Raw genomic sequence first — 25,766 nt, 5'->3', positions numbered from 1 at the left:
ATGAGCTGGCAATTCCAGATCAGCCGCCACGACGAAGGCCGACGCCTCGACGCCGTGCTGCGCGGCATGTGGCCGGGCGTGCCGCTGGGCGCGATGATGAAATACTTCCGCAAGGGGGCCGTGCGCCTCGAAGGCAAACGCTGCCAGCCGAACGACCGCGTCCTCGAGGGACAGCACGTCTGGGTGCCGTGGGAAGAGCCGGGCACCGTCGGCCGCGCCGAGATGCCCGACGGCACGCCGCGCCGGCTGCCGCTCGACGTCGTTTACAGCGACCGCTGCGTGATGGTCGTGAACAAGCCTGCCGGGCTGCTGAGCCAGCCCGACGTCAAGGGCGAGGACAGCGTCGTCACGCGCGCGCTGGGCTACGCCGTCGATCCCGAATTCCCGCCCCAGCTGGTACACCGCCTCGACCGCAACACCAGCGGCGTCATGGCGCTGGCCATGGACGGGCCGACCACGCGCGCGCTGATGGAATGCTTCAAGGCCCGCCGCGCCGACAAGCGCTACTGGGCCATCGTCATCGGCGAACTGCCCGAGCGCGGCCGCATCGACGTGCCGCTGCTCAAAGACGCCGACAAGAAGCTGGTGCGCGTCGATCCCAAAGGCGAACGCGCCGTCACCGAATACAAACGCCTGACGAGCAGCGGCGCCTTCAGTCTGGCCGAGGTGCATCTGCTCACGGGGCGCACGCACCAGATCCGCGTGCACATGAACCACGTCGGCCATCCGCTGCTCGGCGACGTGAAATACGGCGACTTCGGCTCCAAAGGGCAGCTGAGATCGCTCGGCGTCAAGCGGCCCATGCTGCACGCCCGCAGCCTGACGCTCGGCGGCCTGCCGGCGTTTTTGTCGCATCTCGAAGGCAGAACGTTCCGCGCCCCGGCTCCCGATGACCTGCGCCGCGTCATGGAAAAGCTCGGCTTCATCGACGCCGGCGCGCGGCCTTGACCCCAGGAGGAAAACATGTCCGAACTGAAACTGACCGTCACCGACCGCGCCATGGAGCGCATGCTCGCCATGGGCAGGGAATTCACGATCGCCGCGATGCAGCTCACCACGCGCAGCGGCCCCGTGCCGGCCGCCGTCTGCCGTTTCGGCGCGCCGGACGCGGAAGCGCGCGCCGGTTACGCGCCTCTGACCCAGGGGGAACTGACCGTGTGGGCGCCGCTCGCGGAGAGCTTCATCAACGACGAAGTGATCGTTGACCTCTGCGGCGTCGCCAACATGGTGCTGCCCGTCGCCCTGACGGCGATCCTGACGCCCGCCTGCGACGGCGGCTGCGCCCGCTGCGCCGCCGGCTGCGCCTCGCGGCGCGGGGACGACGAAGAATTTTAAGCGTGCCGCCGCTGACCGGGCCTTCCCGAAAACAGAACCCGCCGCCACGACGCAAAGAGCGCACATCGCTGAGACACTATGAAAACATGAGGACGGATGACTGATTTTTATCCCGGTCATCCGTCCTCATGTTTTTGCCGCGAAACGGCTCTTCGCTCTTCTTCGCGCCGCGGCGGCGGCTTTTACCTGCCTTCTGTCACGTCTCAACCGCGCCGTCGGTTCCGGCGTTCAGTCGGTCGAAAAGGGCCCGTCTTTTGACGGTGCGGCCGATGAAGACGCACTGCGTTTCCTGCGCGTAGCCTTCGGCGCCGGTCACGCCGTAGCGCGAATCGGCGGCGTCGAAACGCAGCCATTCGCCGCCGCACTGCAGGACGCCTTTGGCCCGGCTGATGTCGCCCAGTTCGCCGCGGATCACGTCTTCCAAAAGGACGATCAGTTCCGCCGGATTGCGCAGGCGTGCCTTGGCAAACGTGCACTCGTGGATTTTCGAGGCGCGGCCGGCGCTTTCGGCCGCCGTGTTCCACGTGGAACATTCCGCGGCGCGCTCTTCCTCCAGCAGTCCGTTCCACCACGCGTCATCCTGCTGGGTGTAGTGGCGGCAGACGATCTCGGCCCGCGGGTTGAGCCTGCGGATCTCGGCGGCGATCTTTTCGAGAACGTCGGGCGATTCGTTTTCGCCTTTGGAGAAGACGATCCGCGAAGAATTTTCGATCTGATCGAGATAGATGTCGGGATGCTCGCGCCGATACCGGTAAAAACTCTGCGGCGTCACGATCGTCACCGGGCGGAGCAGGCTGATCCGCTCGTACTCATATTTTTGGGCCGTCGCCAGGATGCTGCTCAGCTTGCCGATCCCCGTCGGCTCGACGACAAGGTACTCGGGATCCAGCGAGGACGAGATCGTCAGCAGCGACGAGGCGAAGCTGTCCTTCATGGAACAGCAGATGCAGCCTTCGGCAAATTCGAGGATGTCGACGTCGGACGTCTGCGAGATCTCCTGGCTGTCCAGGTTCACCTCGCCGTATTCGTTCTCCATGACGACGACGTTCTTGCCCGTGCGCCGGATCAGCTCCTTGATGAAGGTCGTTTTTCCGGCTCCCAGAAAGCCGGAGATGACCAGTATTTTCACGTTTCCACCTCCGCACGACAAAAAACAGGCCTGAATTTCGAGCTCAGGCCTGTTTTTTTACGATGTTCCGTCAGCCGGAGATCTTGACGACCGGCTTGATCAGCTCCGCGGGCTTGTCCTTCATGAGCTGCAGCGCTTCGGGCAGATGTTCCCAGCCTTCGAAGACGTGAGTCGACAGCGGCGCGACGTCCAGCTTGCCGGAGGTGATGAGTCGGGCGAGCTTTTCCATGCGCAGACGGCCGCCGGGCATCAGCCCGCCGTTGATCTGCTTGTGGCCCATGCCCACGCCCCACTCGGCGCGGGGAATGTTGATGTAGGTGCCGCTGCCCAGGTAGTTGACGTTGCCGATCTTGCCGCCGGGCTTGAGGGATTTGACGGCCGGCTCGAAGGATGCCACGGTGCCGCCGGCGATGACGACGCGGTCGACGCCCTTGCCGCCGGTGAGCTCCAAGACCTGCTCCTCGATCGGGCCTTTCTTGTAGCTGATGAAATCGGTGGCGCCGTACTTCTTGGCGGCTTCGACGCAGACCGGGCGCGTGCCGACGGCGATGATCCGCGAAGCGCCGCGCATGTTGGTGCCGGCTACGGCCATCAGGCCGACCGGGCCGATGCCGATGACCAGGACGACGTCGCCGAACTGCACGTCGGCCAGTTCAACGCCGTGGAACCCGGTCGGGACCATGTCGGAAAGCATGCAGGCGTCGACGGTGTTCATGCCCTCGGGGATCAGGGCCAGGTTGCCGTCGGCGTCGTTGACGTGGAAGTACTCGGCGAAAACGCCGTCCTTGAAGTTGGAGAACTTCCAGCCGGCGAGCATGCCGCCGGAATGCATGGAATAGCCGCCCTGGGCCTCGAGGGAGTTCCAGTCGGGCGTGATCGCGGGCACGAGCACGCGGTCGCCGGGCTTGAAGTCCTTGACCATCGAGCCGACTTCCACGACCTCGGCGCAGCCTTCGTGGCCGAGGATCATGTTGTGCCGTTCGCCGATGGCCCCCTCCCAGACCGTATGGACGTCCGATGTGCAGATCGCCAGCGCAAGCGGTTTGCAGATGGCGTCCATCGGGCCGCAGGCCGGCCGGTCTTTTTCGATCCAACCAACTTCGCCAATTTTGAGCATCGCGTAACCTCTCATAACACACACACCTCTTTTTTCTTTGGAATAGCGGGCTGCCCCTGCAGCACACCGCTTAAAATATATTTTACCATTTTATGGGGGGAATGTTCCATGCTCATATTTGAAGAAGAACGGTCAGATTTACAAGGCATATTCCAGGAAAAATTCTCAATAATATAGGGACAGAGCCAGCGGCCATGACGCGACGGGCTTCGAAAAAAACGAACGGTCGAGGTCTCTTCCGCAGCCCGCGTTTTTTTCATAGACTGTCGCTTACTGGACAGCCGCCGGAGATGGCGCGTTCCCGATTTCACCGTCGACGGGAGATGGTCTTCGCCGTTTTTTCAGAAAATTAAACTTATTTATTCTTCTTGTACTTGTCCAACTCAGGCGGTTATGGTAATTTACCGAAACAAACCCTTTGGTCTTATATCATTTTCGGGAGGGATCACAATGGCAGTCCAGAACAAAGCGCTCAAGCTTCCTCACACGTTCGCGCTCATGTTTGTCCTCACGGCCGTGATGGCGGCGCTGACGTGGATCATCCCCGCCGGCGTGTACGACGTCGATCCGCAGACCAAGCGAGTCATCGCCGATTCCTATCATCAGGTGGCGAGCAATCCCCAGGGGCTGTGGGACATCTTCAACGCCGTCACCAAGGGCATGATCCAGTCGGCCGTGATGATGTCGATGGTGTTCTTCATCGGCGGCGCCGTCGAAGTGATCGAACAGACCGGCACGATCCGCGCCGGCATGGGACGCATCGTCGGCATGCTGAAGGGCAAGGAGATCTGGGCCGTGGTCGTCATTATGATCGTCATGTCGATCGGCGGCGCCGTGGGGGTTTTCGCCAATCCCGTCATCGCCCTGATCCCCGTCGGCGTGCTGCTGGCCAAGAGCCTCGGCTACGACGCCGTGGTCGGCTTCGCCATGATGTATCTGGGCTCCTACGCCGGCTTCAACGTGGGCTGGGCCAACATGTTCACGGTCGGCATCGCCAACGAGATCGCCGGCCTGCCCATCACCTCGGGGTTCAACATCCGCGTGGTGCTTCACGTCCTCAACATCGCGCTGACGATCGCCTTCGTGCTGATCTACATCAGAAGGATCAAAAAGGATCCCACGAAGAGCCTTGTCTACGATCCGAACGCGCCGGCGCAAGCGGAAGACCTCGGCGCTCTCGCGGCGAACGCGAAGATGACCTGGCGGCAGTCGGTCTGCGCGCTGATCGTGGCGCTCAGTTTCGGCTTCATCATCTACGGCTCGCTGAACTGGAAGTGGGGCATCTCCCACTACTCCACCGTTTTCCTGATCATGGGGCTGACCTCCGGCTTCGTCGGCGGGCTGGGGCTGAACCAGACGTTCAAAGCCTTTACCAAGGGCATGTCCGGTCTGACGTACGCAGCCTTCGTGATCGTTTTCGCCCGCGCCATCTCGGTGGTCATGACGGACGGCAAGATCATCCACACCATCGTCTACTACCTGTCCATGCCCATCGGCAAAGTCAGCGCCGTCGTGGGGGCCAACCTGATGTTCCTGGCCAACGTGATCATCAACTTCTTTATTCCTTCCGGCTCCGGCCAGGCGGTCACCGTCATGCCGATCATGGTGCCCGTGGCCGATCTGAGCAACATCAGCCGCCAGGTGGCCGTGCAGGCGTTCCAGTTCGGCGACGGTTTCACGAACTGCTTCATCCCCACCTCGGGCGTGCTCATGGGCGTCCTCGGCCTGGCGGGAATCGCCTACGGCAAATACGTGCGCTGGTTCCTGCCCATGCTGCTTCTCCAGATTCTCATGGGCTGCGCCACGGTCACGCTGATGCAGATCTTCGGCTGGTGAACACAATCAAACAATGGAAGCGGAAAAACGTCCCGGCAGAGATGTTTTTCCGCTTTTCCATGACATGCTGCACGACAGGGAGGCATAAACAATGGATCTTCTAAAACTGGCTTCGTCGGTCGTCGGCGACGTGACGGCGTGGCGTCACCATCTTCACGCCCATCCGGAGCTGAGCGGTCAGGAAGTGGAAACGTCGGCGTTCGTAGAGAGGACGCTGCGCGAAATGGGCGCGGACGAGGTGCGCCGCGCCGGCAAAACGGGGGTCGTGGCGCTGGTCAGGGGCGCTCGGCCCGGCCCGGTCTTCGCCCTGCGCGCCGACATGGACGCTTTGCCCGTGCCGGAGCTGGCCGACGTGGAATTCAAATCGCGGAACGAAAACGTGATGCACGCCTGCGGCCACGACGTTCACACGGCGGTGCTGCTGGGCGCGGCCAAGGCGCTGTGCGGCGTGCGCGGACAGATTCACGGCGCGGTGAAATTTTTCTTCCAGCCCGCCGAAGAGATCGGCCGGGGCGCCAGGGAGATGATCGCCGCAGGGGAGCTGGACGAAAAGGATCCGCCCGCCTGCATCGCGGCGCTGCACGTTTTTCCCGGCATTCCCGCCGGAACGCTGGGCGTGCGCCGCGGCGCGTTCAACGCCTCGTCCGACAGTTTCTCGCTGGACGTCATCGGCCGGCAGGGACACGGCGCCTATCCGGAGCTGTGCATCGACCCGATCGCCGTCGGCGCCCAGGTGATCACGGCCCTGCAGCAGCTGGTCAGCCGCGAGGTGGCGCCGCAGGACTCGGCGGTGGTCACGATCGGCACGATCCACGGCGGCGTCAGGAGCAACATCATCGCCCCCGACGTGAAGATGACGGGCACGATCCGCACGGTCCGCTCCCGGGTGCGGGAGCACCTGTTCGAAGCCATCCCGCGCGTCGCCAGATTGACGGCCGAAGCGCTGCGCGCCTGCGCCGGGGTGGAGATCCGCGAAGGCACGCCGGTGCTGGTCAACGACGACGGCATGTTCGACCGGCTCGTCTCCGTGGCCGAGCGCGTCGTCGGCAAAGACCGCATCGTCGCCTTCGAGAACTGCTCCATGGGCGGCGAGGATTTCGCCTTCTTCACCGAACGAGTTCCCGGCGTCATGTTCCGCCTCGGCGTCGGCTTCAAGGACAAGGACAACGCGCCGCTCCATTCGTCCTGTTTCAAAGCAGACGAAAGCGCCTTCGTCTGCGGCGTCGCCGCGCTGACCGGACTGGCTCTGGACGTGTGCCGCTGAATCAGCGTGAATTTCCAGCCCGCGCGAATAAATTCGCGCGGGCTGTTTTGTACCGCATCGTTTCAAATTTGCGGTTTTCCTCATCTTGCAGGGCCGACGTCGTTCAATTAAAATCAAGTGGGAACCACGAATCTCTTTTGGGCGCGGCGAAGGCAGATGTTCCACGTGGAACATCTGCCGCCGCTGCAAAATTTTAAACCGACGGAGGACTGACCATGACTTATCGCGAACGATACGAACAATGGCTTGGCGCTTCATGGCTCGACGAGGCGTCGCGGCGCGAACTGGCGGCGCTGAGCGACGAGAAGGAGATCGAAGACCGTTTCTACCGCGACCTCGAATTCGGCACCGCCGGCATGCGCGGCGTCATGGGCGCGGGCACGAACCGCCTCAACCGCTACACCGTCGGCAAGGCCACGCTGGGGCTGGCGCGCTATCTCAAGGCGGAAATCGCGGACTGGCAGCGCGGCGTCGTCGTCGCCTACGATTCGCGCAACCGCTCATCCGAATTCGCGCTGGAAACGGCGCGCGTGCTTTCCGCCTGCGGCGTGCCGGTGAAGATTTTCCGGCAGCTCGAACCGGTGCCCGCGCTGTCGTTCGCCGTCAAGCACCACAAGGCCGCGGCCGGCGTGGTCATCACCGCCAGCCACAACCCCAAAGAATACAACGGCTACAAAGTTTACGACGAGCACGGCTGCCAGCTCTGCCCCGCCCCCGCCGCCAAACTGACGAAATACGTGGAGGCCGCCGACCTGGCGCAGATCCCTCCCGGCGACGAAAAGCTGATCGCCTGGATCGGTCAGGAGACCGTCGAGGCCTTTCTCGACGCCGTCCAGTGCCAGTCGGTGCCGCAGCGGGACGCGGGCGTGCTGAAAGTGGTCTACACGCCGCTGCACGGCTCGGGCAACCTTCCGGTGCGCGCCATCCTGAAGCGCTGCGGCTTCGCCGACGTGCAGGTCGTCGCCGAACAGGAACTGCCCGACGGCGATTTTCCCACCGTCACGGCGCCCAATCCCGAGGAGCGCAGCACGCTTTCGCTGGGCATCGAGCTGGCCCGCCGCGTCGGCGCCGACGTCGTCATCGGCACCGATCCGGACAGCGACCGCATCGGCTGCGCCGTCGCCGCGGGCGGCGAATTCCGGCTGCTTTCGGGCAACCAGATCGGCGCGCTGCTGGCCGACTTCGTGCTCTCTCACCGCGCCCTCACGCCCAAATCGACGATGATCACCACGATCGTCACCGGCGAACTGGGGGCCCGCGTGGCGCAGAGCCGCGGCGTGACCGTGCTGCGCACGCTGACGGGCTTCAAGTACATCGGCGAAAAGATCACCGAGTTCGCGCGCAGCGGCGAGCGCGAGTTCCTGTTCGGCTACGAGGAAAGCTACGGCTACCTGGCCGGCACGCACGCGCAGGACAAGGACGCCGTCGTCGCGGCCATGCTGATCTGCGAAATGGCGGCCGCGGCCAAGTCGCAGGGGCGCACGCTGATCGACGAGCTGGACGGGCTGTACGCGCGCTTCGGCTATTACCTCGACGCCCAGGAGTCGCACACGCTCAAGGGCAAGGACGGCGCCGAGCGCATCGCCGCGATGATGGCACGCCTGCGCGGCGGCGCGCGCTTCGAAGGCGTTTCGCAGACGCTTGACTACGCGCAGGGGCTGGACGGCCTGCCGCGCGAAAACGTGATGAAGTTCCTCTGCGCCGACGGCTCGTGGTTCGCCGTGCGCCCTTCCGGCACCGAGCCGAAGATCAAAATCTACTATTCCATCAAAGACGCGGACGAGACGAGCGCGCGCGCCAAGCTCGACGCCCGCCGCGCCGAAGTCGGCGGCGTCCTCGGACTGTAAGGGAAAGGAAGGATCGGATCATGCGCAAAAAAATCGTGACGTGTCTCCTTCTGCTCGCGCTGGCGGCGTCCGCCGCTCAGGCCCGCAGCTATATCGCCCAGCTCTGCTCCAACTGCGCTTTCGGCGACCGGCGCAGGTACTGCGTCAAATGCGGGGCCTACACGTTCGACAAGGGCGTCCCGGCGCGGCTGTGCGAGAACTGCGGCTTCGGCGACCGCTGGCGGTACTGCGTCAAATGCGGCGCCTACACGTTCGGCCGCGGCGCCCCCGCCGTGCTGTGCCAGAACTGCGCCTTCGGCGACCGCAAGAAGCATTGCCTCAAGTGCGGCCGCTATCTGTTCGACTGACGGCGGATTTTCTTCCGTAACTTTGTCACGGAATGGGAACCGCGTTTCCCATATACTCAGAACAGCGACGACGCCGCACGTTTTTCGGCCGGCGGAATTATGATATAATAGCTCGGGAATTCGAGGTGACGACGTCATGACGCCGCGGCAAAAGTCGCTTGGGCTCTATCTTGAGGAATTGTACGAACGCTGCAACCGGCGTGAACTCGTCTCGCCCGACCCGCTGCAGTTCCTCTACCGCTACGAAGCGCCCGAAGACCGCGAGATCGCCGCGCTCGTCGCCTCGTCGCTGGCCTACGGGCGCGTGGCGACGATCCTCAAAAGCGTCGGCGTCGTGCTCGGCGCGATCGGGGCCTCGCCGCGGACGGCCGTAGAACGGTACGGCGAAGAACACTGGCGCGGCGTCTTCGCGGCGTTCCGGCACCGCTTCACCGACGGGGCCGACGTCGCGGCGCTGCTGGGCGGCGTCAGGCGCGTCGTTTCCCGCTGGGGCAGTCTCGGTGCCTGTATGCTCGCGGCCCGCCGGGAATGCGGCTCGCTTGCGGGCGCGCTCGATTTCCTGATCGCGGCGCTGGAAAACGGCCGTCCGAGCAGCCTGCTGTGCCGTCCGCAGCGCGGCAGCGCCTGCAAGCGGCATTTTCTGATGCTGCGCTGGCTCGTCCGCCGCGACGAAGTGGACCCCGGCGGTTGGGACGGGCTCGACCCCGCCGAGCTGATCGTGCCGCTTGACACGCACATGTACGCGGTGTGCCGCTCGCTGCGCTTCACGAAGCGCAGGGCGGCCGATCTGAAAACGGCGCAGGAAGTCACGCGGGCTTTCGCGCGTCTGTCGCCGCGCGACCCGGTGCGCTACGATTTTGTCCTGACGAGGTTCGGCATCCGTGCCGACATGGAACAGGAAGCGTTGCTGGCGGAATGCCGGGCGCGCTCTACAACAGGAAGGATTGAAACGGAATGATGAAAAAGTTTTTGCTTGTCGCAACGGTTCTGGCGATGATGGCTTCGTCCGCTTTCGCGGCGAAAAAGATCGGCGCGTTCAAGGCCGAGGATCTGGAAGGCGCGGCGCACGACGAGGCGCTCTTCCGGCAGGCGCCGCTGACGATGTTCAACGTCTGGGGCACGTTCTGTCCGCCCTGCCTGCACGAGATGCCCGATCTCGGCCGGCTGGCGAAGGAAATGGCCCCCGAAGGCGTGCAAATCGTCGGACTGCTCTACGACTGGTTCGATCCGGCCGGCCGCCGCAGCGAGAAACAGATCGTCAAGGCGAAGACGCTGGTGGAGCGCACCGGCGCCGATTACCTCCACCTGCTGCTTGACGACGGTCTGGCGCGGCATCTCGGCGACTTCAGCGCCATCCCGCAGACGTTCTTCGTGAACGGACGCGGCGAGATCGTCGGCGAGGCGACGGGCGCGCGGAGCGCCGCGCAGTGGCGGGAGATCATCCGCGAAATGCTGGCGAAGGCCAAATAATGAAAAGATACGGCGCGGGCTGGATGTGTCTGCTCGCCGGCGCTGCCCTGATCGCCGCCGGGTTGTGGGGCGGCGAGAACTTCGCCGTGTTCCAGAAGGCCGCCAAGATCTGTCTGGAGTGCGTGGGCATTGGCTAGCGCCCGGAAAAAGAGCGGTCGGCTGCGTCAGACCGTTCAGGTGCTGTGGACGGCCGTAACCAACGGCTACCTGGCGGGCTTCCTGAAGGGCAAAATTTACACGGGCACGCTGAAAAACGTCTGCGTCCCCGGGCTAAACTGCTATTCCTGCCCCGGCGCGCTGGGGGCCTGCCCGGTCGGCTCCTTCCAGGCCATGCTGACGGGCTTCGAGCCGCAGCTGCCGCTGTACGTCACGGGTTTTCTGTTCGCGTTCGGCGCGCTGCTGGGACGCTTCGTTTGCGGCTGGCTCTGCCCGTTCGGGCTGGTCCAGGACCTGCTGTACAAGATCCCGCTCGGGCGCAAGCGGCTCGATCTGCCCGGCGACCGCGCCCTGAGGCGGCTGAAATACGCCGTGCTGGCGCTGTTCGTCATCATCCTGCCGCTGTTCGTGCGCGACGATCTAACCGGCGTCAGCTCTCCATGGTTCTGCAAGTACATTTGTCCTTCGGGCACGCTGATGGGCGGCTGGACGCTGCTGAGCCTGAACGAAAGTCTGCGCGGCGCGGCCGGATGGCTGTTCACGTGGAAGAGCGCGCTGCTGACCGCGCTGATCGTCCTGTCGGTGAAGTCGTTTCGCCCTTTCTGCAAATATCTGTGCCCCCTGGGGGCCTTTTACGGCTTCTTCAACCGCATCGCCCTGCTCCGTTACGACTTCGACGAAAAAAAATGCGTCGCCTGCGGGCGCTGCGCCGCGTCCTGCCCGATGACGCTGAGGCTGCCGCAGGGCACCAACGGCGGCGAATGCATCCGCTGCGGCCGGTGCGTGGACGTCTGCCCTGTCGCCGCGCTGACGCCGCCGCTCAAACAAAGCCTGAAAGCGCGGCGCAAACCGTCGCCGGAACGTCCCTGAAAACCGGCGGCACAAATCCTCAAAAAGGCGAAGGTTCCGGGGAAATGGATTTTCCGCCCGGAACCTTCGCTTTTTTAAACCGCGCCGCAGCCCCTTGACAGAGCGCGCGCTTTTGCACTAGACTTTTTCACGTCGGACGGCTCTTCTCGGGCCGCCCAAGCAGCAAACAGAAAGGAGGCGTCTCATGCCTCTCTCCATCGCCGAAACGGGCTTCACCGCCCTCGACATCGAAACCACCGGATTGAGTCCCGCCTTGTGCGGCATCGTCGAGATCGCCGCTCTGAAAATCTTTCCCGATGGCTCGCAGCGGCCTTTTCAAATGCTGGTCGATCCCGGGCGCCCCATCCCGCGCGACGTCTCCGCCATCCACGGCATCGACGACGCCATGGTCCGCGGTCAGCCCCGCGCCGCCGACGCCGTCGCCGCGCTCGTGAGCTTCGTGGGACCGTCGCCGCTGGTGCTGCACAACGCACCGTTCGACATGAGCTTTCTCAACCCCGTCGTGCGGCGGCAGCGGCTCCAGTGGAGCAGCCCCGCCGTCTTCGACACGCTCAGGCTGAGCCGCCAGGCCTTTCCCGGACTGAACAGCTACAGCCTGGAAAACCTGAGCCGCTTCTTCGACTTCGACGCCGGCGGCCATCACCGCGCGCTGACCGACTGCCGCTACTGCGCTCAGCTCTTCGCGCGCATCCTGCGCAAGATCCGCGGGCTCGACATGGATTTCGCCGCGTTCGCGCGCGAGTACGCCTCGTCCGCCCGCCTGCTCGCAAGGTAAAAAGGCTTTATAATAAATGTTAGTGGGAGGCAAGCGATTATCGTTTGCCTCCCACTAACATTTATTATAAAGCCACAAAGGTCGGAGCAAATAGCACGTATAATATGTGTGAAAACGCTTCGACACCTAAAATTTACGGCATGACAAAGGAAGAGGATTGCCCCGAGGAGCATATCTCTCTGGCTGATTCAAGGGACTTGAAACTGCAAAAAAACGCCCCTATCCCTGCACAAACCTTTATGGCTTGTGCCTAAAAGCCTTTGAAAAACAGGACATTTCATATTGTGTTATTATGTCTCTTTTCTTCTTCACGAAACTATTCCCCGTCCGACACCACGAGCATCCCCCATACCAGGACAATCGCTTACGAAAAAGGACTCGTGAAAAGCGTCTGCAAGCCCGTGAGGAAAGAACGTCTCCCAGAAGAGCACGTCTCTCTTAATCTCAAGCAGCCTTCCCTGCGGTAGAATAAAAGTAACATCAAGAACCTCGACAGGAGGCACGAGAATGAACCAGACATTTCTGGAACTGCTGGCAGAAATCGAAGACTTCCGCACAGGCAACGCGATCCACTATCGGCTCCAGGATATCCTTCTGGTCAGCGTGCTGGCCGTGATCTGCAACACGGATACCTCCACGGAAATGGCCATGTTTGCCAATCATCAAAGGAAATATCTGGAACCGTTCTGCGACTTCCGCCACGGCACCCCTTCTCACGATACCTTTGGCAAGGTGTTGAGCCGCCTCGATCCCCGCGTGTTGTCCGAACGCTTCAACGCCTGGATGAGCGAGCTGTGCGTCCACCTGGGCAAGCTGGCGGAGTCAAGAGGCATGACCGTCGCCATCGACGGCAAGACCATATGCCGCAGCGGCAGTTCCGAACAGAAAGCCAGTCACGTGCTCACCGCTTTTGCCAGTCGGGCGCAGCTGGTCCTCGGTCAGATCAAGACCGACGAGAAGAGCAACGAGATCACGGCCATCCCCGAACTGCTGGATCTCTTTCAGGTCAAAGACACCGTCGTCACCATCGACGCCATGGGGACGCAGAAGGACATCGCCGCCAAGATCATCGAAAAGGGCGGAGATTACGTCCTCGCCGTCAAAGGCAAATCAGAAGAAACTGCACGACGACATCATCTGGCACCTGCGCAGCGAAGCTCAGGACACAAGCACAAGAGAACTCAAAGCCAAAGGACAGTATGCCAGCACCCTGGAGAAGGATCATGGCCGCATCGAGAGAAGAGAATGTTACCTCTCCAACGACCTGAGCTAGTTCGAAGACCTTGAAGACTGCCGAGCGAGAGCGAAGAACGCGGCCGAAGTGATGAATATTCTGCGGAAACTCGCCTTACAGATGCTGAAGACCTGCAGTACGTGCAAATGCGGGATGAGGAGCAAACGAAAGCTCTGCGGGCTTGGCATCCCCACGGCTCTGCAGGTCTTGGGGCTCGTGCCTACGGGCTTGCTTGTTTCGTAAACGATTGCTCTGGGCCCCAATATAACCAGAAACCCAAGAGCTTGACTGATATGATACAATAAAATGTAGTTGTAACTAAATCGAAGGGAGGGGCATGATTTGACAGAAAATAATCTAATCTTAAATCGGTTCTTTACTCAAAATTTTCTCTTTAGCATGGTTAATTCTAATTTTAACGATACCACTTATGGAGCCGTAATTCAACGTTTTGTAAGTGCCCCCAGGGACAAAGACAACGGAGCCTTGATAAGTGAAATATATAAGTTCATGTCAAAAGCCTACCGCAATGAATATTTCTATCAAAACACGTTACTCAACAAACTTTTGCTTGGGAAGCACAGCGTAAATACTACAACAGCATTGACACAAGTTCCAATTTGCAAATCGAAAGCTGATTTTATTTTAATTAACGGCAAAGCAGTTGTATATGAGATAAAGACAGATCTTGACTCCTTTGATCGTCTTGACACTCAGTTGCGAGATTATTTTAAGGCTTTTAATCATGTATGTGTTGTCACGTCAGAAAGCCAATATGAACGTGCAGTGAATATTCTCCAAGGTACACAGGTAGGTATTTATGTACTTACTCCCCAGAACACAATCAGCACAAAATTGCGGAAAGAACCAGAAGAAAATAACTCACAACTTGATCATACAGCCATTTTCAAGATACTGCACAAACGCGAGTATGAAAACATATTGTTACAATATTTTGGCAAACTCCCCGTTGCTTCGCAGGTGTTCTATTATGGCGAATGCCTAAAGCAGTTCTCGCAGATTCCAATTGTACGCGCCTATAGGATGGCTCTTAAGCAGCTTAAGAAGCGCAACAGAATTAGAGTTAATGAATTTAAGAAGATACCATACGAGTTAAAATCCCTAATATACTTTGCCAGTCCATCGACATCTGACTGGCAAGCCATCAATGGCTTTTTAAATCAGAAATATGGAGGATAATCTATGTATTTCCCGTATGTTCGAGGCCGGCAATACGAGTTGCTTGCACTACGCGAGCTAGCGACAAATGATCTCTTGGGTGATTCCGTTACTCCCATTGTTGAACCTGTAAAACTCTCCCCTACCCTTGTAAATGTGATGGCGGAGTTTATTAAGATCGGACATCCCATTTCGATTATACGAAATCCCGCAGTGGGTACTTTTATGTCTGATTGGCAAGATGTTCAGAAACAATCCAAAGAAGCTGCGTATAAGCAGCGTTTTTCAGAGCAATATGAGAATTCAACTATAATTAAGTCACTCATAATGCAGGAAAATGCAAAAGTTTTGCTTGAGTTTTGGGATGAACAAAACATTAATAAATCGGATTTGCTTGTTATTAATACTGATCGAGATTATTTAGAACTATACGAGAGCACATTCGAAATAGAGGTCCCCCGCTATGTGTTGATGCCGGATGAGAGTGTATTCAGGCGTAAAGTACGTCATCATAAAGTTTTACTTGACGACAAGTTCGAAAGGCAAGGTAGAAACGCAGATTATCAAGAAAGCGAAGATGAATTCTTTTCTGACGACCATTTATTCTATAAAGAAGATGGTTTTATCGGTTTTTCTGACTATTCAGTAGTTGGCAATGAGTACCTTGAAGCTGGATTTGCGCCCTATGCGGTAGCTATTCATATAGTGTATTTTGCATCTGACAAAACTTTACGTGTTAGGCATTTTGTCTCGGATTCCAACGAGGATATCACAAACCCTGCTTTGAAGTTCTACGAAGCAGTATCAAAGCTAGCTGCGTGGTACAATGCTGATCCGCACCCTGTTGAGATGACCTCAGGTCTCCAAACTTTTTTACAGCATCACGAGCAACAGTCTTATCCAGGACTCGGGACAGTAAAAAAACTCTCGCTGATGCACCACCTGGAGTTGATGGGTAAATATCTTAGCGAGAGGTAATGCGTATGTTCTGTTGCAGTAATTGTTTTGCTGACACAGAAATCAAAGCAATTATAGATGGGAACAAAACAACTGGCGATTGCGATTTCTGCGGGAGTCATAATACCCATGTATATGAAATTGGAAAAGATTCCATTATAGCAGAGCTCTTTGATGGATTGTTAGATATTTATACCCCAGTATCAGATTTATCTGCCGATTTTCCACGTGAGAAGACAGATCTTATAAAGAACATTCTTTGCAATAACTGCCAAATTTTTAATTTAAAACCTGATGGAGCATATCGGCTTATCACCACAATTTGCGCCAAAAGATATAAAGATCAGCCAGAATTATTTGATAGCCCTGTTGCTATTAAGCAGTGTCAGGATCTTGATTATTTAGAGGAAAACTCAATTCTAAAGAATAATTGCTGGGGTGACTTCGTCGAGGGAATTAAGCGCAAGAACCGTTTTCACGGCGACTATATCAATACGGACAAGCTGTTTATATTTCTGAGATGCGCTGTAAAATTCCATCATAAAGGCGAAGTAATGTATCGCTCACGAATATGCCCTGACGAAAAAGGATTTATGAAAACAGAAATGGGGGCCCCTCCAGATAACAAGGCAAAAGGCGGACGTGTAAATCCAATGGGTATCAGTATCCTTTATCTTTCTGACTCAACAGAAACGACCTTGTACGAAATCCGGGCAGGTGTATATGACTTTGTCACAGTTGGTCGTTTCAAACTTCAAAAGGACATTGAGGTCATCAACCTCGCAGGTATTGACCATATTAGTCCGTTTATTGGCATTGATTATGGATTTGACTTTATGCAGTATGCCATGAACATTGAGCATCTTAAAATGATTTCACAAGAAATTGCAAAACCCCTGCGAAATGATAACGCTCTCGATTATTTGCCGACACAGTATATTAGTGATTATATACGCAGCAGAGGATATAATGGAATCGAATACATAAGCACGATGTGTAAAAATGGCGCTAATTTAGCAGTTTTCAACCCTTCTCTTTTCAAATGCACTGACACAAGTGTGTACGACGTAAAATCAATTTCCTATTCCTATACAAAACTATAGTTTTTTTGCTTATAATAGCGACCATCAAAACAATGGTCGCTATTTTTGTTCAAAGAAAACCCCCGGCACAGCCGGGGGTTTTCTTTGAACAAAAACGCGGCACGAAAAAGCTTTTGCCGTTTCGCGCTGCGTTTTACGCCGTACCGGTACCGTTTTTTGTTGAATGATTCAGACTTTTGCCTTTTGACAGCGCCCCGCGTGAATAACGCATGGATTCGCTGCATGTTTTTTGCCGCACGGTTCCAGTGCGGCATTTTCAACGAGAACTTCTCAAATCGCGATCAGTCCCTGAAGCCGCGCTCCTCGCGCGTGCCGGGGATCAGATTGTCCAGCAGACAGGCCGAAACGCCCGCCACCGCCATCGACGTCTTGCCGACCGCCCAGAGGATCTGGCCGGGAATGCCCCAGCCGAAGAACAGTTCCTTCTGCGCCTCCACCCAGCCCGGCAGCCCCAGCGCCATCAGGAAGGAAAAGCCGACGATCATCACGTTGCGCTGCTTCTGCATGTCGGCGCGGGTCAGCGCCTGGATGCCCAGCGCGCCGATGGTGCCGAACAGGGCGATGTAACAGCCGCCGATGATCGGCGCAGGCAGCGTGGCCACCAGCGCGCCGAACTTGCCGACCATGCTCATGCCGATCAACAGGATCGCACCGACGCGCACCACCCAGCGCGAAGCCACGCCCGTCAGGCCGATCAGGCCGATGTTCTCGGTGTAGCTCGTGCAGGCCACCGCCCCCGTCAGGCCGCCGAAGATGCAGCCCAGCCCCTCGGCGCGGATGCCCCGGCTGATCTGCTGTTCCGTCGGATCGGGCAGTCCCGCCGCGTTGCAGACATTGAAATAGTCGCCGATGCTCTCGAGGATGACGGAAAAGAAGCCCGCCAAGATCGCGCCGAACGCCACCAGACTGAACTTCGGCATGCCCCAGGGCATAAAGCCCGTGAACTGGAACCACTTGGCCGCGTTCACGTTCTCGAGACCGATATAAACGGGGTGCCCCGGCTGGAACACGCCGGAACTGCTCAGCGCGAAGCACGCTCCCCAGACGATGACCACGCTCAGAAGGACCGAGAAGATGTTGACGTAACGCCCCTTGACTTTCAGACCGAACAGGAAGATCAGCGCCACCACTGCCAGCGAGGCCGGCCAGTACCCGGCCGCGTTGCCGCTGATGGCCGTTCCAGCCAGCGAGAAGCCGATCGCCATGATCGTCGTGCCCACCGTGATCGGGCCGACGAAGCGGCGGATCCGTCCGATCAGCCCGAACTGCCCCAGCAGCACCAGGCACACGCCCCCCGAGATCAGCGCCCCGCCGATGTACTGCAGGATCACGTTCGTGCCCTGCGCCGAATAGATGCCGACGATCGTCATGATCGGCGGGATGAAGCTGAAGCTCGAGCCCTGCACGATCGGCAGCCCGGAACCGAACGGGCTGGTCTGGATCAGCGTGCACACTCCCATGGCGAAATACACGCAGGAAATGAAAAATCCGATCTGCGCCGGCGTCATCCCCATCGCCGGGCCGAAAATCAGCGGCACCAGCGTCGTCGCTCCGAACAGCGTGAGCACGTGCTGCGCGCCCGCCAGCAGCAAAATCGGCAATGACGGAACGTCGTCCACTCCATATACCAGTTCTTTCCGAGCCATCACACAAACACCTCCGGGTGAATTTTGATCCTGCCGGAATTATAGCACAGAAAATGTAAAACCGGTTGCACATCATTCATAACCAACCATTCGAAGCGGCGTTCACATAAAACGCCGCTTCGAGAGCGCCCCTTTCCAAAAAACGCGGCAGGCCGCCGGGATTCGCTCCCGGCGGCCTGCCTGCAGACGCCTATTCGATTTCGATCAGCTTGCTCTGTTCGAGTTCCTTTTCGCTCTTCTTCGGGAAGGTCAAGCGCAGGATGCCGTCTTCCAGCTTGGCGCTGATGTCTTCCTTCTTGATGCCGTCCCCTACGTAGAAGCTGCGCGAACAGCTGCCCTCGTAGCGTTCCTGACGGATGAAGGCACCCTTGGCGTCCTTCTCTTCCTTGGAGTGCTGCCTGACGGCGCTGATCGTCAGATAGCCGTTCTGCAGCTGGACATTGACGTTTTCCTTTTTGAAGCCAGGCAGGTCGACGTCGACTTCATAATTGCTCTCCGTCTCGCGCACGTCGGTCTTCATCATGTTCCGCTCCCGGCGCCCGTACAGCGGGCTGCGGCGGAAGAAACCGTCGCTGAACACGTTTTCCAGTTCGTCAAACAGATTGTCGTTCCAAATGCTCGGTACCATCATCTTTATTTCCTCCTCGAGATCGGGCGGCCCCGTGCGGGATCCGCCTTCTATATTAACGATGCGGGAACGTCCGGAGGTCTCTCGCTTCATCGTTCCTCCTTCGTTCTGAGTGTATTATAGCACTCTTGTTAGCACTGTCAAGCATCGAGTGCTAATTCATTTTAAATTGATATAAATGATTGATACGACTCATTTTGATAGGCTTAAGACAGGTCATGAAAGGTCAAACTCAGCCTTGATTCAAAAAACTTTTTGCCGATTTTTTCGGACGAGACGCGCTGCGCGAAAGATTTTCCCGCGCGGTGCGCGCAAAAAATTCCCGAAAGGCGCACAGCCTTCCGGGAATTTTTTGCGCACGTCTTCTTCAGTTAGGACTGCGCGGGCACGGCGTTGAGGATCTCCATGAATTCCTCGCCGGTGATGGTTTCGCGTTCGTAAAGGACTTTGGCCAAATCGTCGAGCGTGCGTCGGTTGTCGGTGAGGATCCTGCGGGCTTTTTCGTGCTGTTCTCTGACGAGCGCCACGACCTTTTTGTCGATCAGCGACTGCGTTTCCGGCGCGCAGGCCAGCGAGGCGTCGCCGCCCAGATACTGGTTGGTCACCGTTTCCAGCGCCACCATGCCGAAATCGTCGCTCATGCCGTAACGCGTGATCATGGCGCGGGCCAGCCTGGTGGCCTGCTCGATATCGTTTGACGCGCCCGTGGTCACGGAACCGAAGACGACTTCTTCGGCGGCGCGGCCGCCGGTGAGCGTGGCGATCTTGTTTTCCAGCTCTTCCTTGCTCATCAGGTAATGATTGCCCTCCTCCACCTGCATGGTGTAGCCGAGGGCCCCCGACGTACGCGGGATGATCGTGATCTTCTGCACGGGCGCGGAGTGGCTCTGCATGGCGGCGACGAGGGCGTGGCCGATCTCGTGGTAGGCGACGATCATCTTTTCCTTGTCGGTGAGGATGGCGTTCTTCTTCTGATAGCCGGCGATCACTACTTCGATGCTCTCTTCGAGGTCCGCCTGCGTGGCCTGTCCGCGGTTGTCGCGCACGGCGCGCAGCGCCGCCTCGTTGACGATGTTGGCCAGCTCGGCGCCGGAAGCTCCGGATGCCATGCGCGCCACCTTGTTGAAATCGACGTGGGGCTCGAGCTTGATCTTTTTGGCGTGCACCTTGAGGATGTCCTCGCGCCCTTTCAGGTCGGGCAGCTCCACGGGCACGCGCCGGTCGAAGCGGCCGGGGCGCGTCAGCGCGGGGTCGAGCGACTCGGGGCGGTTTGTGGCGGCGAGGATGATCACGCCGGTATTGTCCTCGAAGCCGTCCATCTCGGTGAGCAGCTGGTTGAGCGTCTGCTCGCGCTCGTCGTTGCCCATCACGTTGCCGCTGCGCTTCGTGCCGATGGCGTCGATCTCGTCGATGAAGACGATGCAGGGCGCTTTTTCCTTGGCCTGCTTGAACAGGTCGCGCACTTTCGAGGCGCCCATGCCCACGAACATCTCCACGAACTCGGAGCCGGACATGGAGAAGAACGGCACGTTCGACTCGCCGGCGACGGCCTTGGCCAGCATGGTCTTGCCGGTGCCGGGCGGGCCGACGAGCAGGATGCCCTTGGGCATCTTCGCGCCGATGTCGCGGTAGCGCCCGGGATTGTGCAGGTACTCGACGATCTCCGCCAGGTTCTCCTTGGCTTCGTCCTCGCCGGCCACGTCGGAGAACTTGATGCCCTCGGTGGACTTGACGTAAACGCGGGCCTTGCTCTTGCCCATGCCGAACATCATCGAGTCGCCGCCCATGCGGTTCATGAGCTTCTTCTGCATGTACTGGCCCAGCCCCCAGAAGAGCAGCAGCGGCACCACCCACGACAGCAGCATGCTGACGATCGGCGACGCCTGTTCGACGATCTCGCTGGAGAACTTGGCGCCCGACTGATAAAGGCGCTCCGTGCGCCCGGGGTCGTCCATCGGCCCCGTGCGGTAGACTTTTTTGCCCTCGGTGTCGGTGAAGAGGATCTGGTTCTCCTCGATGTTGACCTTGCCGATCTTTTTCTCTTCGGTCATCCTGATGAACGTGCCGTAGTCCACCTCGTCGATCTGCGCGCGCATCAGCCACGGCTTGGCCAGCAGGTTGAACAGCATCAGCACGAGCATGGCGATCGCGTAATAATAAAGCAGCGGCTTTCTGGGATTTTTGATTTCGTCCACAGCGTTTCCCCCTTTATGTGAAAATGTTGATTGCTTTTCATTATACTCGCAAAAACGACCGCGTCAGTGATGAAATCACCGATCTTTATCGGCTGCCGCCCTCTGCAAAAGCGAGCAGCGCAGCCCGCCCAGCGGCCGAGACCGGCCTGAATATCTGGACTTCCTCGCAGCGCCCAGCGAGCTCTGTCCATGCTTCTCAATCAAGAAACAGCATCAGCTTTCCGTCACCCCCGCCTGCGGAAAATCCAGCGTTTGCTGAAAACGTAGTTGAGCGCCGTGACGAACACGTTGCCGCCGATTTTCACCCACATGTCCGGCCAGCCCAGCTTCTCGGCAAACAGCCACATCATGCCCACGTCGAGCAGGCCGGAAAAAAGGCGCGCCGCCACGAAGGCCGACAGCTCGCGCCCCAGCGCCGCCAGGCCGCGCGTGCGGCTGCGAAAGACCCAGAGCTTGTTGGTCACGAACGCGAACAGCACCGCCAGCCCCCAGGCCCAGACCGTCGCCGCCGTCACGCCCATTCCCAGCCCGCGCGTCAGCGCGTAGTAGCTGACGTAGTTGACGATCGTCGTCAGCACGCCGAAGAACAGGTAGCCGGCGACTTCCCGGAACCGTTCCCGTTCCGTCTCAGTCATGCCGTGCCTCCTCGCGATTCGGGAACGTTTCGTCCGGCGTCTCGTCAGTCACGTTGCTTTCGGCCACGACGTAGAGCGGGCGCCCTTTGGTCTCCATGAAGACGCGGCCGAGATACTCGCCGATGACGCCCAGTCCCAGCAGCTGCACGCCGCCGAAGAAGAGGATGCCGCAGAACAGCGAGGGGTAGCCGGGCACGGGATTGCCCCACACCGCCGTGCGGATCAGGAACCAGCAGAACGAAAGCAGCGCCACGGCGGCGCTGAGCGCGCCGAGAATCGTGGCCAGACGCAGCGGCGCCGTCGTGAACGAGGTGATGCCGTCCAGGGCCAGGTTGAGCAGGCGGAAGAAACCGAACTTGCTTGCGCCGTGCAGGCGCGGTTCCTGGTCGACGGGCACGGCTTTCTTTTTGAAGCCGATCCAGCTGTACAGGCTTTTCATGTTGCGCTGGTGTTCGGGCATTCGCCGCAGCACCGCCAGCGCCCGGGCGCTGAGCAGGCGGAAATCGCCGGCGTCCATCTGGATGGGGATGCGCGTCGAGCGCGCCAGCACGTGATAGTACAGTTTCGCCGTCAGCTTTTTGAAAGCCGACTCGCCGCCGCGCGTGCGGCGCTGCGCATACACGTCGTCGTAGCCCTCGAACCAACCCTCAATCAGCTTCGGGATCAGCTCCGGCGGATGCTGCAGGTCGGCGTCCATGAAGATGGCGCCGTCGCCGCGCGCATGATCGATGGCTGCCGACAGGGCGATCTCCTTGCCGAAGTTGCGCGAGAAGCTCAGGTAGCGCACGCGGGCGTCCTGCGCCGCCAGGGAGCGCACGACGTCCAGCGAGGCGTCGGCGCTGCCGTCGTCCACAAAAAGCAGCTCGAAGTCGCAGTTTTCCACGCCAACGACGACGCGGCAGAGGCGCTCGTACAACGCCCGCAAGTTCTCCTGCTCGTTGTAAAACGGCACCGCGATGGAAAACAGCGGCCGTTTTCCCTGTCTCTTCTCGGTCATGCCTATCGCTCCTTTCGCACCGTGCCGCCGTCGTCAAAATTTGACGACGATAGCCTCGTTCACGACCCTGATCGAGCCTTCGAGAGGATAGCGCGGCATGGCCATCACTTCGGGCAGCTTTTCGAAGGATTCCACGTTCTCGATGACGATCGGCGAATAATCGCACCACATGCGCATGAAGTCCTTCCACGCGTAGTTGTTGATCAGCGGGGACTCCTCGTTGAACAGGTAAGGAATCAGACGAATGCGTTCGAATTCCGGGATCACGGGCGCGTTGAAATCCTGTTTTGCGTCTTCGTTCAGAAAAGCCACGGGCAGGTAGGGCGAATAGCCGGGCATGCTCTCGATGCGCGCCGCCAGCCGCGTGAAGTAGCTGATCGCCTGATTCTGCAGAAAGTTGGCCTTGAAATAGCAGATGTTGGAGAAGCGGCAGTACAGCACCGTCACGCAGAACATCAGCAGCATGCCGCCTCGATAGACCCAGCGCGGATAATGGAGGCGGTCCAGAGCGGCGTTCTCCAGCAGGCAGATGAAGCCCACGAAGACGAAAACTTTGGAGTAGACCATGAGCGAGTGGACCATCTTCACGTCCACCATGACGTGGATAAAATTGACTGCCAGCGGCAGCAGCGCCAGCGTCAGCAGGAATTCGAAGCCGCGCCGCGGTTTGCGCCGGAACAGCTGAGCGGCCCGGTCCAGCCCGAGCAGAACGCCGAACCACAGCACGGCCTGATAGAGCCAGCGCAGCGACGCCGTGGGATACATGTCGCGCATCTTCATCGGCGGCGGCAGGAAAAACTCGCGGTAGGCCCGCGCCGCGCGGTCAAGATACTCGCTCCAGCCGCCGAAGCCGAACGTGTTGATGCTCTCGTAATCGGAAAGCTGCGCGCCCGCGGCCTTCAGGCTGAACCAGTTCACCGCCAGGTACAGCGCCATGAACAGCGCACAGGCCAGCGCCAGGGAAAGCCCCTTGTAAAAGAAATCGAAGCGCCGCGCCGAGGCGTCGTCATGCAGACTCATCATCATGTGCAGCAACATCACGCTGAGCACGATGGGGATGCAGGACTGATATACGCCCACCGCGCAGGCCGCCAGCACGCAGCCCGCCGGCAGCCGGTACCAGTGCCGCCGGTCGCCGTCGCAGATCAGCCAGGCGCCGGCCACGGCCAGGTCGAGACCGATCATGTAATAGGGCACCGTGTACATGTACCCCATCATCGCCGTCACCACAGGAAAGGCCACCATCACGCCCGCCAGCAGCACGCAGCTGTAAACGCGCCGCAGCCGGAATATTCTCGCCGTCATGCAGGCCGCCAGACCGACCAGAATCAGCGTCAGCAGGCCGTTGAAAAGCGGCAGGCTGTAGAGGCTGCCGCCGAAAACGAACTCGGTGACGCGCTTCAGCACCTCGAGCATCCACCGTCCCGACGTCACCGTGGCGCCGAGGCCGAAGCCCAGCTTGGCGTCGTCGTGGAACGAAAATTTATTGAGCAGCATCATGCCGTGCGCGAAAAGCCCCCAGAGCAGCGTGCTGAGGAGGATCAGACGGCAGGGATTCTTCGATTGTTCCATGGCAAAAGTCCTCGCTTTTCTTGAAACATCCTTCTCGAACAGGTCAGGATATTATACTCCCCGGCGAGCCGGGAGACAAAGCGCCGCTTCTCACGCCCTCCCCTTCGGTCGACCGGAGGCGGCGCTTTGGCCGCGCGATTATCGCAGATGCTCCGGCAGCGCCGCAAGGTCGCAGTCGCACCATTTAAGGCGGTGCGCCGCGAAAGCCGCCGTATACTTCAGCCCGCTGCCCGTCATCACCAGCACGGCGCTCTCGCCCTCCGCCACGATGCCGGCCGCGCGGGCCCGGCGCAGGACCGCCAGCGGCACGCAGGACGCCGGCTGGCCAAACAGACCGCAACGGGCCAGGTCGGCCTGGGCGCGGACGATCTCGCCTTCGTCCGCCGTCATCGCCGCGCCGCCGAGACGGCGCAGCTCCGCCAGCACGCGGTTGCCGCTGGGCGGAAACGGATTGTCGATGGCGTGGGCGATCGTATCGTTGCCGGGGAATCGGCTGATCCGCGCCGCGCCGGCGGCGAAGGCCGCGGCGACGGGCGCGACGCGGGCCGTCTGCGCGCAGATGAACCGCGGCAGGCGGTCGGTCAGGCCCGCGCGCCGCAGATCCTCGAAGCCGTTGATAATGCCGCGCAGGTTGCCGCCCGCGCTCACCGGCACGATCACCCAGTCAGGGACGCGGAAGCCGCGCTCTTCGGCGATCTCGTAGGCGATCGTGCGCGAGCCGGCGACGCGAAACGGCACGTCGGAATTCATGAAGTAGATGCCGCGCTCGGCGCCGAGGCGCAGGCTTTCGCTGTACAGCGCGTCGTACGGGCCGGCGACGCGCAGCAGATGCGGCCCGTAAATGGCGATCGGCGCCAGTTTCTCGTCGGCGACGTTGCCTTTGACGAGAATGAAGGCCTCCATGCCCGCCGCCGCGGCGTACGCCGCCACCGAGGCCGCCATGTTGCCCGAAGAGACCGTGCCGACTTTTGTATAGCCGAGCGCCCGCGCGTGGGCGATACAGGCCGCCGTGCCGCGGTCCTTGAACGACCAGGTGGGGTTGGCGCTCTCGTTTTTGACCGCCAGCTCGGCCAGGCCAAGCTCCTGGCCCAGCGCCTCGAGCTTTACGAGCGGCGTGCCGCCCTCGCCCAGCGAGCGCCACTCGTCCGCCGCAAACGGATAGAACGCCGCGTAGCGACGCGACTGGCATCTTTCGTTCGTGTCGATGCCGGCTCCGTCCCACGCCAGATCGAGCGGTTCGCCGCAGGCGCAGCGAAATGGCGCCCGCTCCGCGCCGTACTCGGCGCCGCAGGTTTTGCACCGCAGAAGAGCTTTTTTCATGGAAAACACCCCGTTCCGACAGAAAGATAAAATCATCTTACCACAAAGATCCTGCAAAAAAATATGATTTCATGAGCTTTGCCAGTTGATTTTTCTCCGTTTTCAAGTTTAAATATATGGTTGAGGCAGTTGTGCGCACACACAGCGCCAAAAT

The 25,766-nt window shown here is 59.7% G+C and carries 25 protein-coding genes; 15 read left to right on the top strand and 10 right to left on the bottom strand.

Annotation, left to right across the window (positions count from 1 at the left end):
- On the top strand, positions 1-948 hold the full coding sequence (locus RAH42_RS05150) for an RluA family pseudouridine synthase (RefSeq protein ID WP_317540113.1): 948 nt from the start codon (positions 1-3) through the stop codon (positions 946-948).
- A 15-nt stretch (positions 949-963) separates the two neighbouring features.
- Positions 964-1,335, top strand: coding sequence for a hypothetical protein (locus RAH42_RS05145; RefSeq protein WP_317540112.1), 372 nt, complete (start codon positions 964-966; stop codon positions 1,333-1,335).
- 196 nt (positions 1,336-1,531) lie between these two features.
- Here the strand turns inward: RAH42_RS05145 and RAH42_RS05140 are convergent, their stop codons facing one another.
- The 3 genes from RAH42_RS05140 to RAH42_RS05130 form a co-directional block, all read right to left on the bottom strand.
- On the bottom strand, positions 1,532-2,464 hold the full coding sequence (locus RAH42_RS05140) for a GTP-binding protein (RefSeq protein ID WP_317540111.1): 933 nt from the start codon (positions 2,462-2,464) through the stop codon (positions 1,532-1,534).
- Between the two features lie 70 nt (positions 2,465-2,534).
- A complete protein-coding gene (locus tag RAH42_RS05135) occupies positions 2,535-3,596 on the bottom strand; it encodes an NAD(P)-dependent alcohol dehydrogenase (RefSeq protein WP_078016083.1) in 1,062 nt (353 codons plus the stop codon).
- Positions 3,593-3,892 (bottom strand): hypothetical protein, encoded by a 300-nt coding sequence (locus RAH42_RS05130; RefSeq protein ID WP_317540110.1) that lies wholly within the window; start codon positions 3,890-3,892, stop codon positions 3,593-3,595. The genes RAH42_RS05135 and RAH42_RS05130 overlap by 4 nt, the downstream gene beginning before the upstream one ends.
- A gap of 139 nt (positions 3,893-4,031) precedes the next feature.
- Here RAH42_RS05130 and RAH42_RS05125 point away from each other — a divergent pair, with 139 nt between their 5' ends.
- The 13 genes from RAH42_RS05125 (at position 4,032) to RAH42_RS05065 (ending at position 16,619) form a co-directional block, all read left to right on the top strand.
- Positions 4,032-5,417, top strand: a complete 1,386-nt coding sequence (locus RAH42_RS05125) for a Na+/H+ antiporter NhaC family protein (RefSeq protein WP_317540109.1) — start codon at positions 4,032-4,034, stop codon at positions 5,415-5,417.
- A 91-nt stretch (positions 5,418-5,508) separates the two neighbouring features.
- Positions 5,509-6,681, top strand: a complete 1,173-nt coding sequence (locus tag RAH42_RS05120) for a M20 family metallopeptidase (RefSeq protein WP_317540108.1) — start codon at positions 5,509-5,511, stop codon at positions 6,679-6,681.
- Positions 6,682-6,896: 215 nt separating this feature from the next.
- A complete protein-coding gene (locus RAH42_RS05115) occupies positions 6,897-8,528 on the top strand; it encodes a phospho-sugar mutase (protein WP_317540107.1) in 1,632 nt (543 codons plus the stop codon).
- A gap of 20 nt (positions 8,529-8,548) precedes the next feature.
- The gene (locus tag RAH42_RS05110) at positions 8,549-8,875 is read left to right on the top strand and encodes a hypothetical protein (protein ID WP_317540106.1); all 327 of its coding nucleotides are present in this window, start codon (positions 8,549-8,551) and stop codon (positions 8,873-8,875) included.
- 136 nt (positions 8,876-9,011) lie between these two features.
- Positions 9,012-9,833 carry a TIGR02757 family protein gene (locus tag RAH42_RS05105; protein ID WP_317540105.1) on the top strand — a complete coding sequence of 274 codons (822 nt, stop codon included), beginning with the start codon at positions 9,012-9,014 and terminating at the stop codon, positions 9,831-9,833.
- Positions 9,830-10,345, top strand: a complete 516-nt coding sequence (locus RAH42_RS05100; RefSeq protein WP_317540104.1) for a TlpA disulfide reductase family protein — start codon at positions 9,830-9,832, stop codon at positions 10,343-10,345. The genes RAH42_RS05105 and RAH42_RS05100 overlap by 4 nt, the downstream gene beginning before the upstream one ends.
- On the top strand, positions 10,345-10,482 hold the full coding sequence (locus RAH42_RS05095; protein ID WP_317540103.1) for a CD1871A family CXXC motif-containing protein: 138 nt from the start codon (positions 10,345-10,347) through the stop codon (positions 10,480-10,482). Before RAH42_RS05100 ends, RAH42_RS05095 begins: the two co-directional genes overlap by 1 nt.
- Positions 10,475-11,371, top strand: coding sequence for a 4Fe-4S binding protein (locus tag RAH42_RS05090; RefSeq protein ID WP_317540102.1), 897 nt, complete (start codon positions 10,475-10,477; stop codon positions 11,369-11,371). The genes RAH42_RS05095 and RAH42_RS05090 overlap by 8 nt, the downstream gene beginning before the upstream one ends.
- Positions 11,372-11,555: 184 nt before the next feature.
- Positions 11,556-12,146, top strand: coding sequence for a 3'-5' exonuclease (locus tag RAH42_RS05085; RefSeq protein WP_317540101.1), 591 nt, complete (start codon positions 11,556-11,558; stop codon positions 12,144-12,146).
- A gap of 507 nt (positions 12,147-12,653) precedes the next feature.
- Positions 12,654-13,433, top strand: a complete 780-nt coding sequence (locus RAH42_RS05080; RefSeq protein ID WP_317540100.1) for an ISAs1 family transposase — start codon at positions 12,654-12,656, stop codon at positions 13,431-13,433.
- A gap of 289 nt (positions 13,434-13,722) precedes the next feature.
- The gene (locus RAH42_RS05075; RefSeq protein WP_317540099.1) at positions 13,723-14,580 is read left to right on the top strand and encodes a sce7726 family protein; all 858 of its coding nucleotides are present in this window, start codon (positions 13,723-13,725) and stop codon (positions 14,578-14,580) included.
- Positions 14,581-14,583: 3 nt separating this feature from the next.
- Complete coding sequence (locus RAH42_RS05070; RefSeq protein ID WP_317540098.1) at positions 14,584-15,537, top strand: sce7725 family protein; 954 nt, start codon at positions 14,584-14,586, stop codon at positions 15,535-15,537.
- A gap of 5 nt (positions 15,538-15,542) precedes the next feature.
- Entirely contained in the window at positions 15,543-16,619 is a 1,077-nt protein-coding gene (locus tag RAH42_RS05065; protein ID WP_317540097.1) for an RES family NAD+ phosphorylase, read from the top strand.
- Positions 16,620-16,900: 281 nt separating this feature from the next.
- Here the strand turns inward: RAH42_RS05065 and RAH42_RS05060 are convergent, their stop codons facing one another.
- The 7 genes from RAH42_RS05060 to thrC form a co-directional block, all read right to left on the bottom strand.
- Positions 16,901-18,265, bottom strand: coding sequence for a solute carrier family 23 protein (locus RAH42_RS05060; RefSeq protein WP_317540096.1), 1,365 nt, complete (start codon positions 18,263-18,265; stop codon positions 16,901-16,903).
- Between the two features lie 190 nt (positions 18,266-18,455).
- On the bottom strand, positions 18,456-18,896 hold the full coding sequence (locus RAH42_RS05055) for an Hsp20/alpha crystallin family protein (RefSeq protein ID WP_317540095.1): 441 nt from the start codon (positions 18,894-18,896) through the stop codon (positions 18,456-18,458).
- Between the two features lie 368 nt (positions 18,897-19,264).
- Positions 19,265-21,088 carry an ATP-dependent zinc metalloprotease FtsH gene (gene ftsH, locus RAH42_RS05050; protein ID WP_317540094.1) on the bottom strand — a complete coding sequence of 608 codons (1,824 nt, stop codon included), beginning with the start codon at positions 21,086-21,088 and terminating at the stop codon, positions 19,265-19,267.
- Positions 21,089-21,312: 224 nt separating this feature from the next.
- Positions 21,313-21,723 (bottom strand): GtrA family protein, encoded by a 411-nt coding sequence (locus RAH42_RS05045; RefSeq protein WP_317540093.1) that lies wholly within the window; start codon positions 21,721-21,723, stop codon positions 21,313-21,315.
- Positions 21,716-22,720 carry a glycosyltransferase family 2 protein gene (locus RAH42_RS05040; RefSeq protein ID WP_317540092.1) on the bottom strand — a complete coding sequence of 335 codons (1,005 nt, stop codon included), beginning with the start codon at positions 22,718-22,720 and terminating at the stop codon, positions 21,716-21,718. The genes RAH42_RS05045 and RAH42_RS05040 overlap by 8 nt, the downstream gene beginning before the upstream one ends.
- A gap of 33 nt (positions 22,721-22,753) precedes the next feature.
- Positions 22,754-24,292 (bottom strand): glucosyltransferase domain-containing protein, encoded by a 1,539-nt coding sequence (locus RAH42_RS05035; protein WP_317540091.1) that lies wholly within the window; start codon positions 24,290-24,292, stop codon positions 22,754-22,756.
- Between the two features lie 138 nt (positions 24,293-24,430).
- On the bottom strand, positions 24,431-25,612 hold the full coding sequence (gene thrC, locus RAH42_RS05030; protein WP_317540090.1) for a threonine synthase: 1,182 nt from the start codon (positions 25,610-25,612) through the stop codon (positions 24,431-24,433).
- Positions 25,613-25,766 lie beyond the last annotated feature (154 nt).

Origin of the sequence: Pyramidobacter sp. YE332 (genome assembly GCF_033060595.1) — a bacterium.
Lineage (GTDB): Bacteria > Synergistota > Synergistia > Synergistales > Dethiosulfovibrionaceae > Pyramidobacter.
The sequence above is the reverse complement of the archived record's forward strand: the minus strand, read 5'-3'. Positions and strand labels throughout refer to the sequence as shown.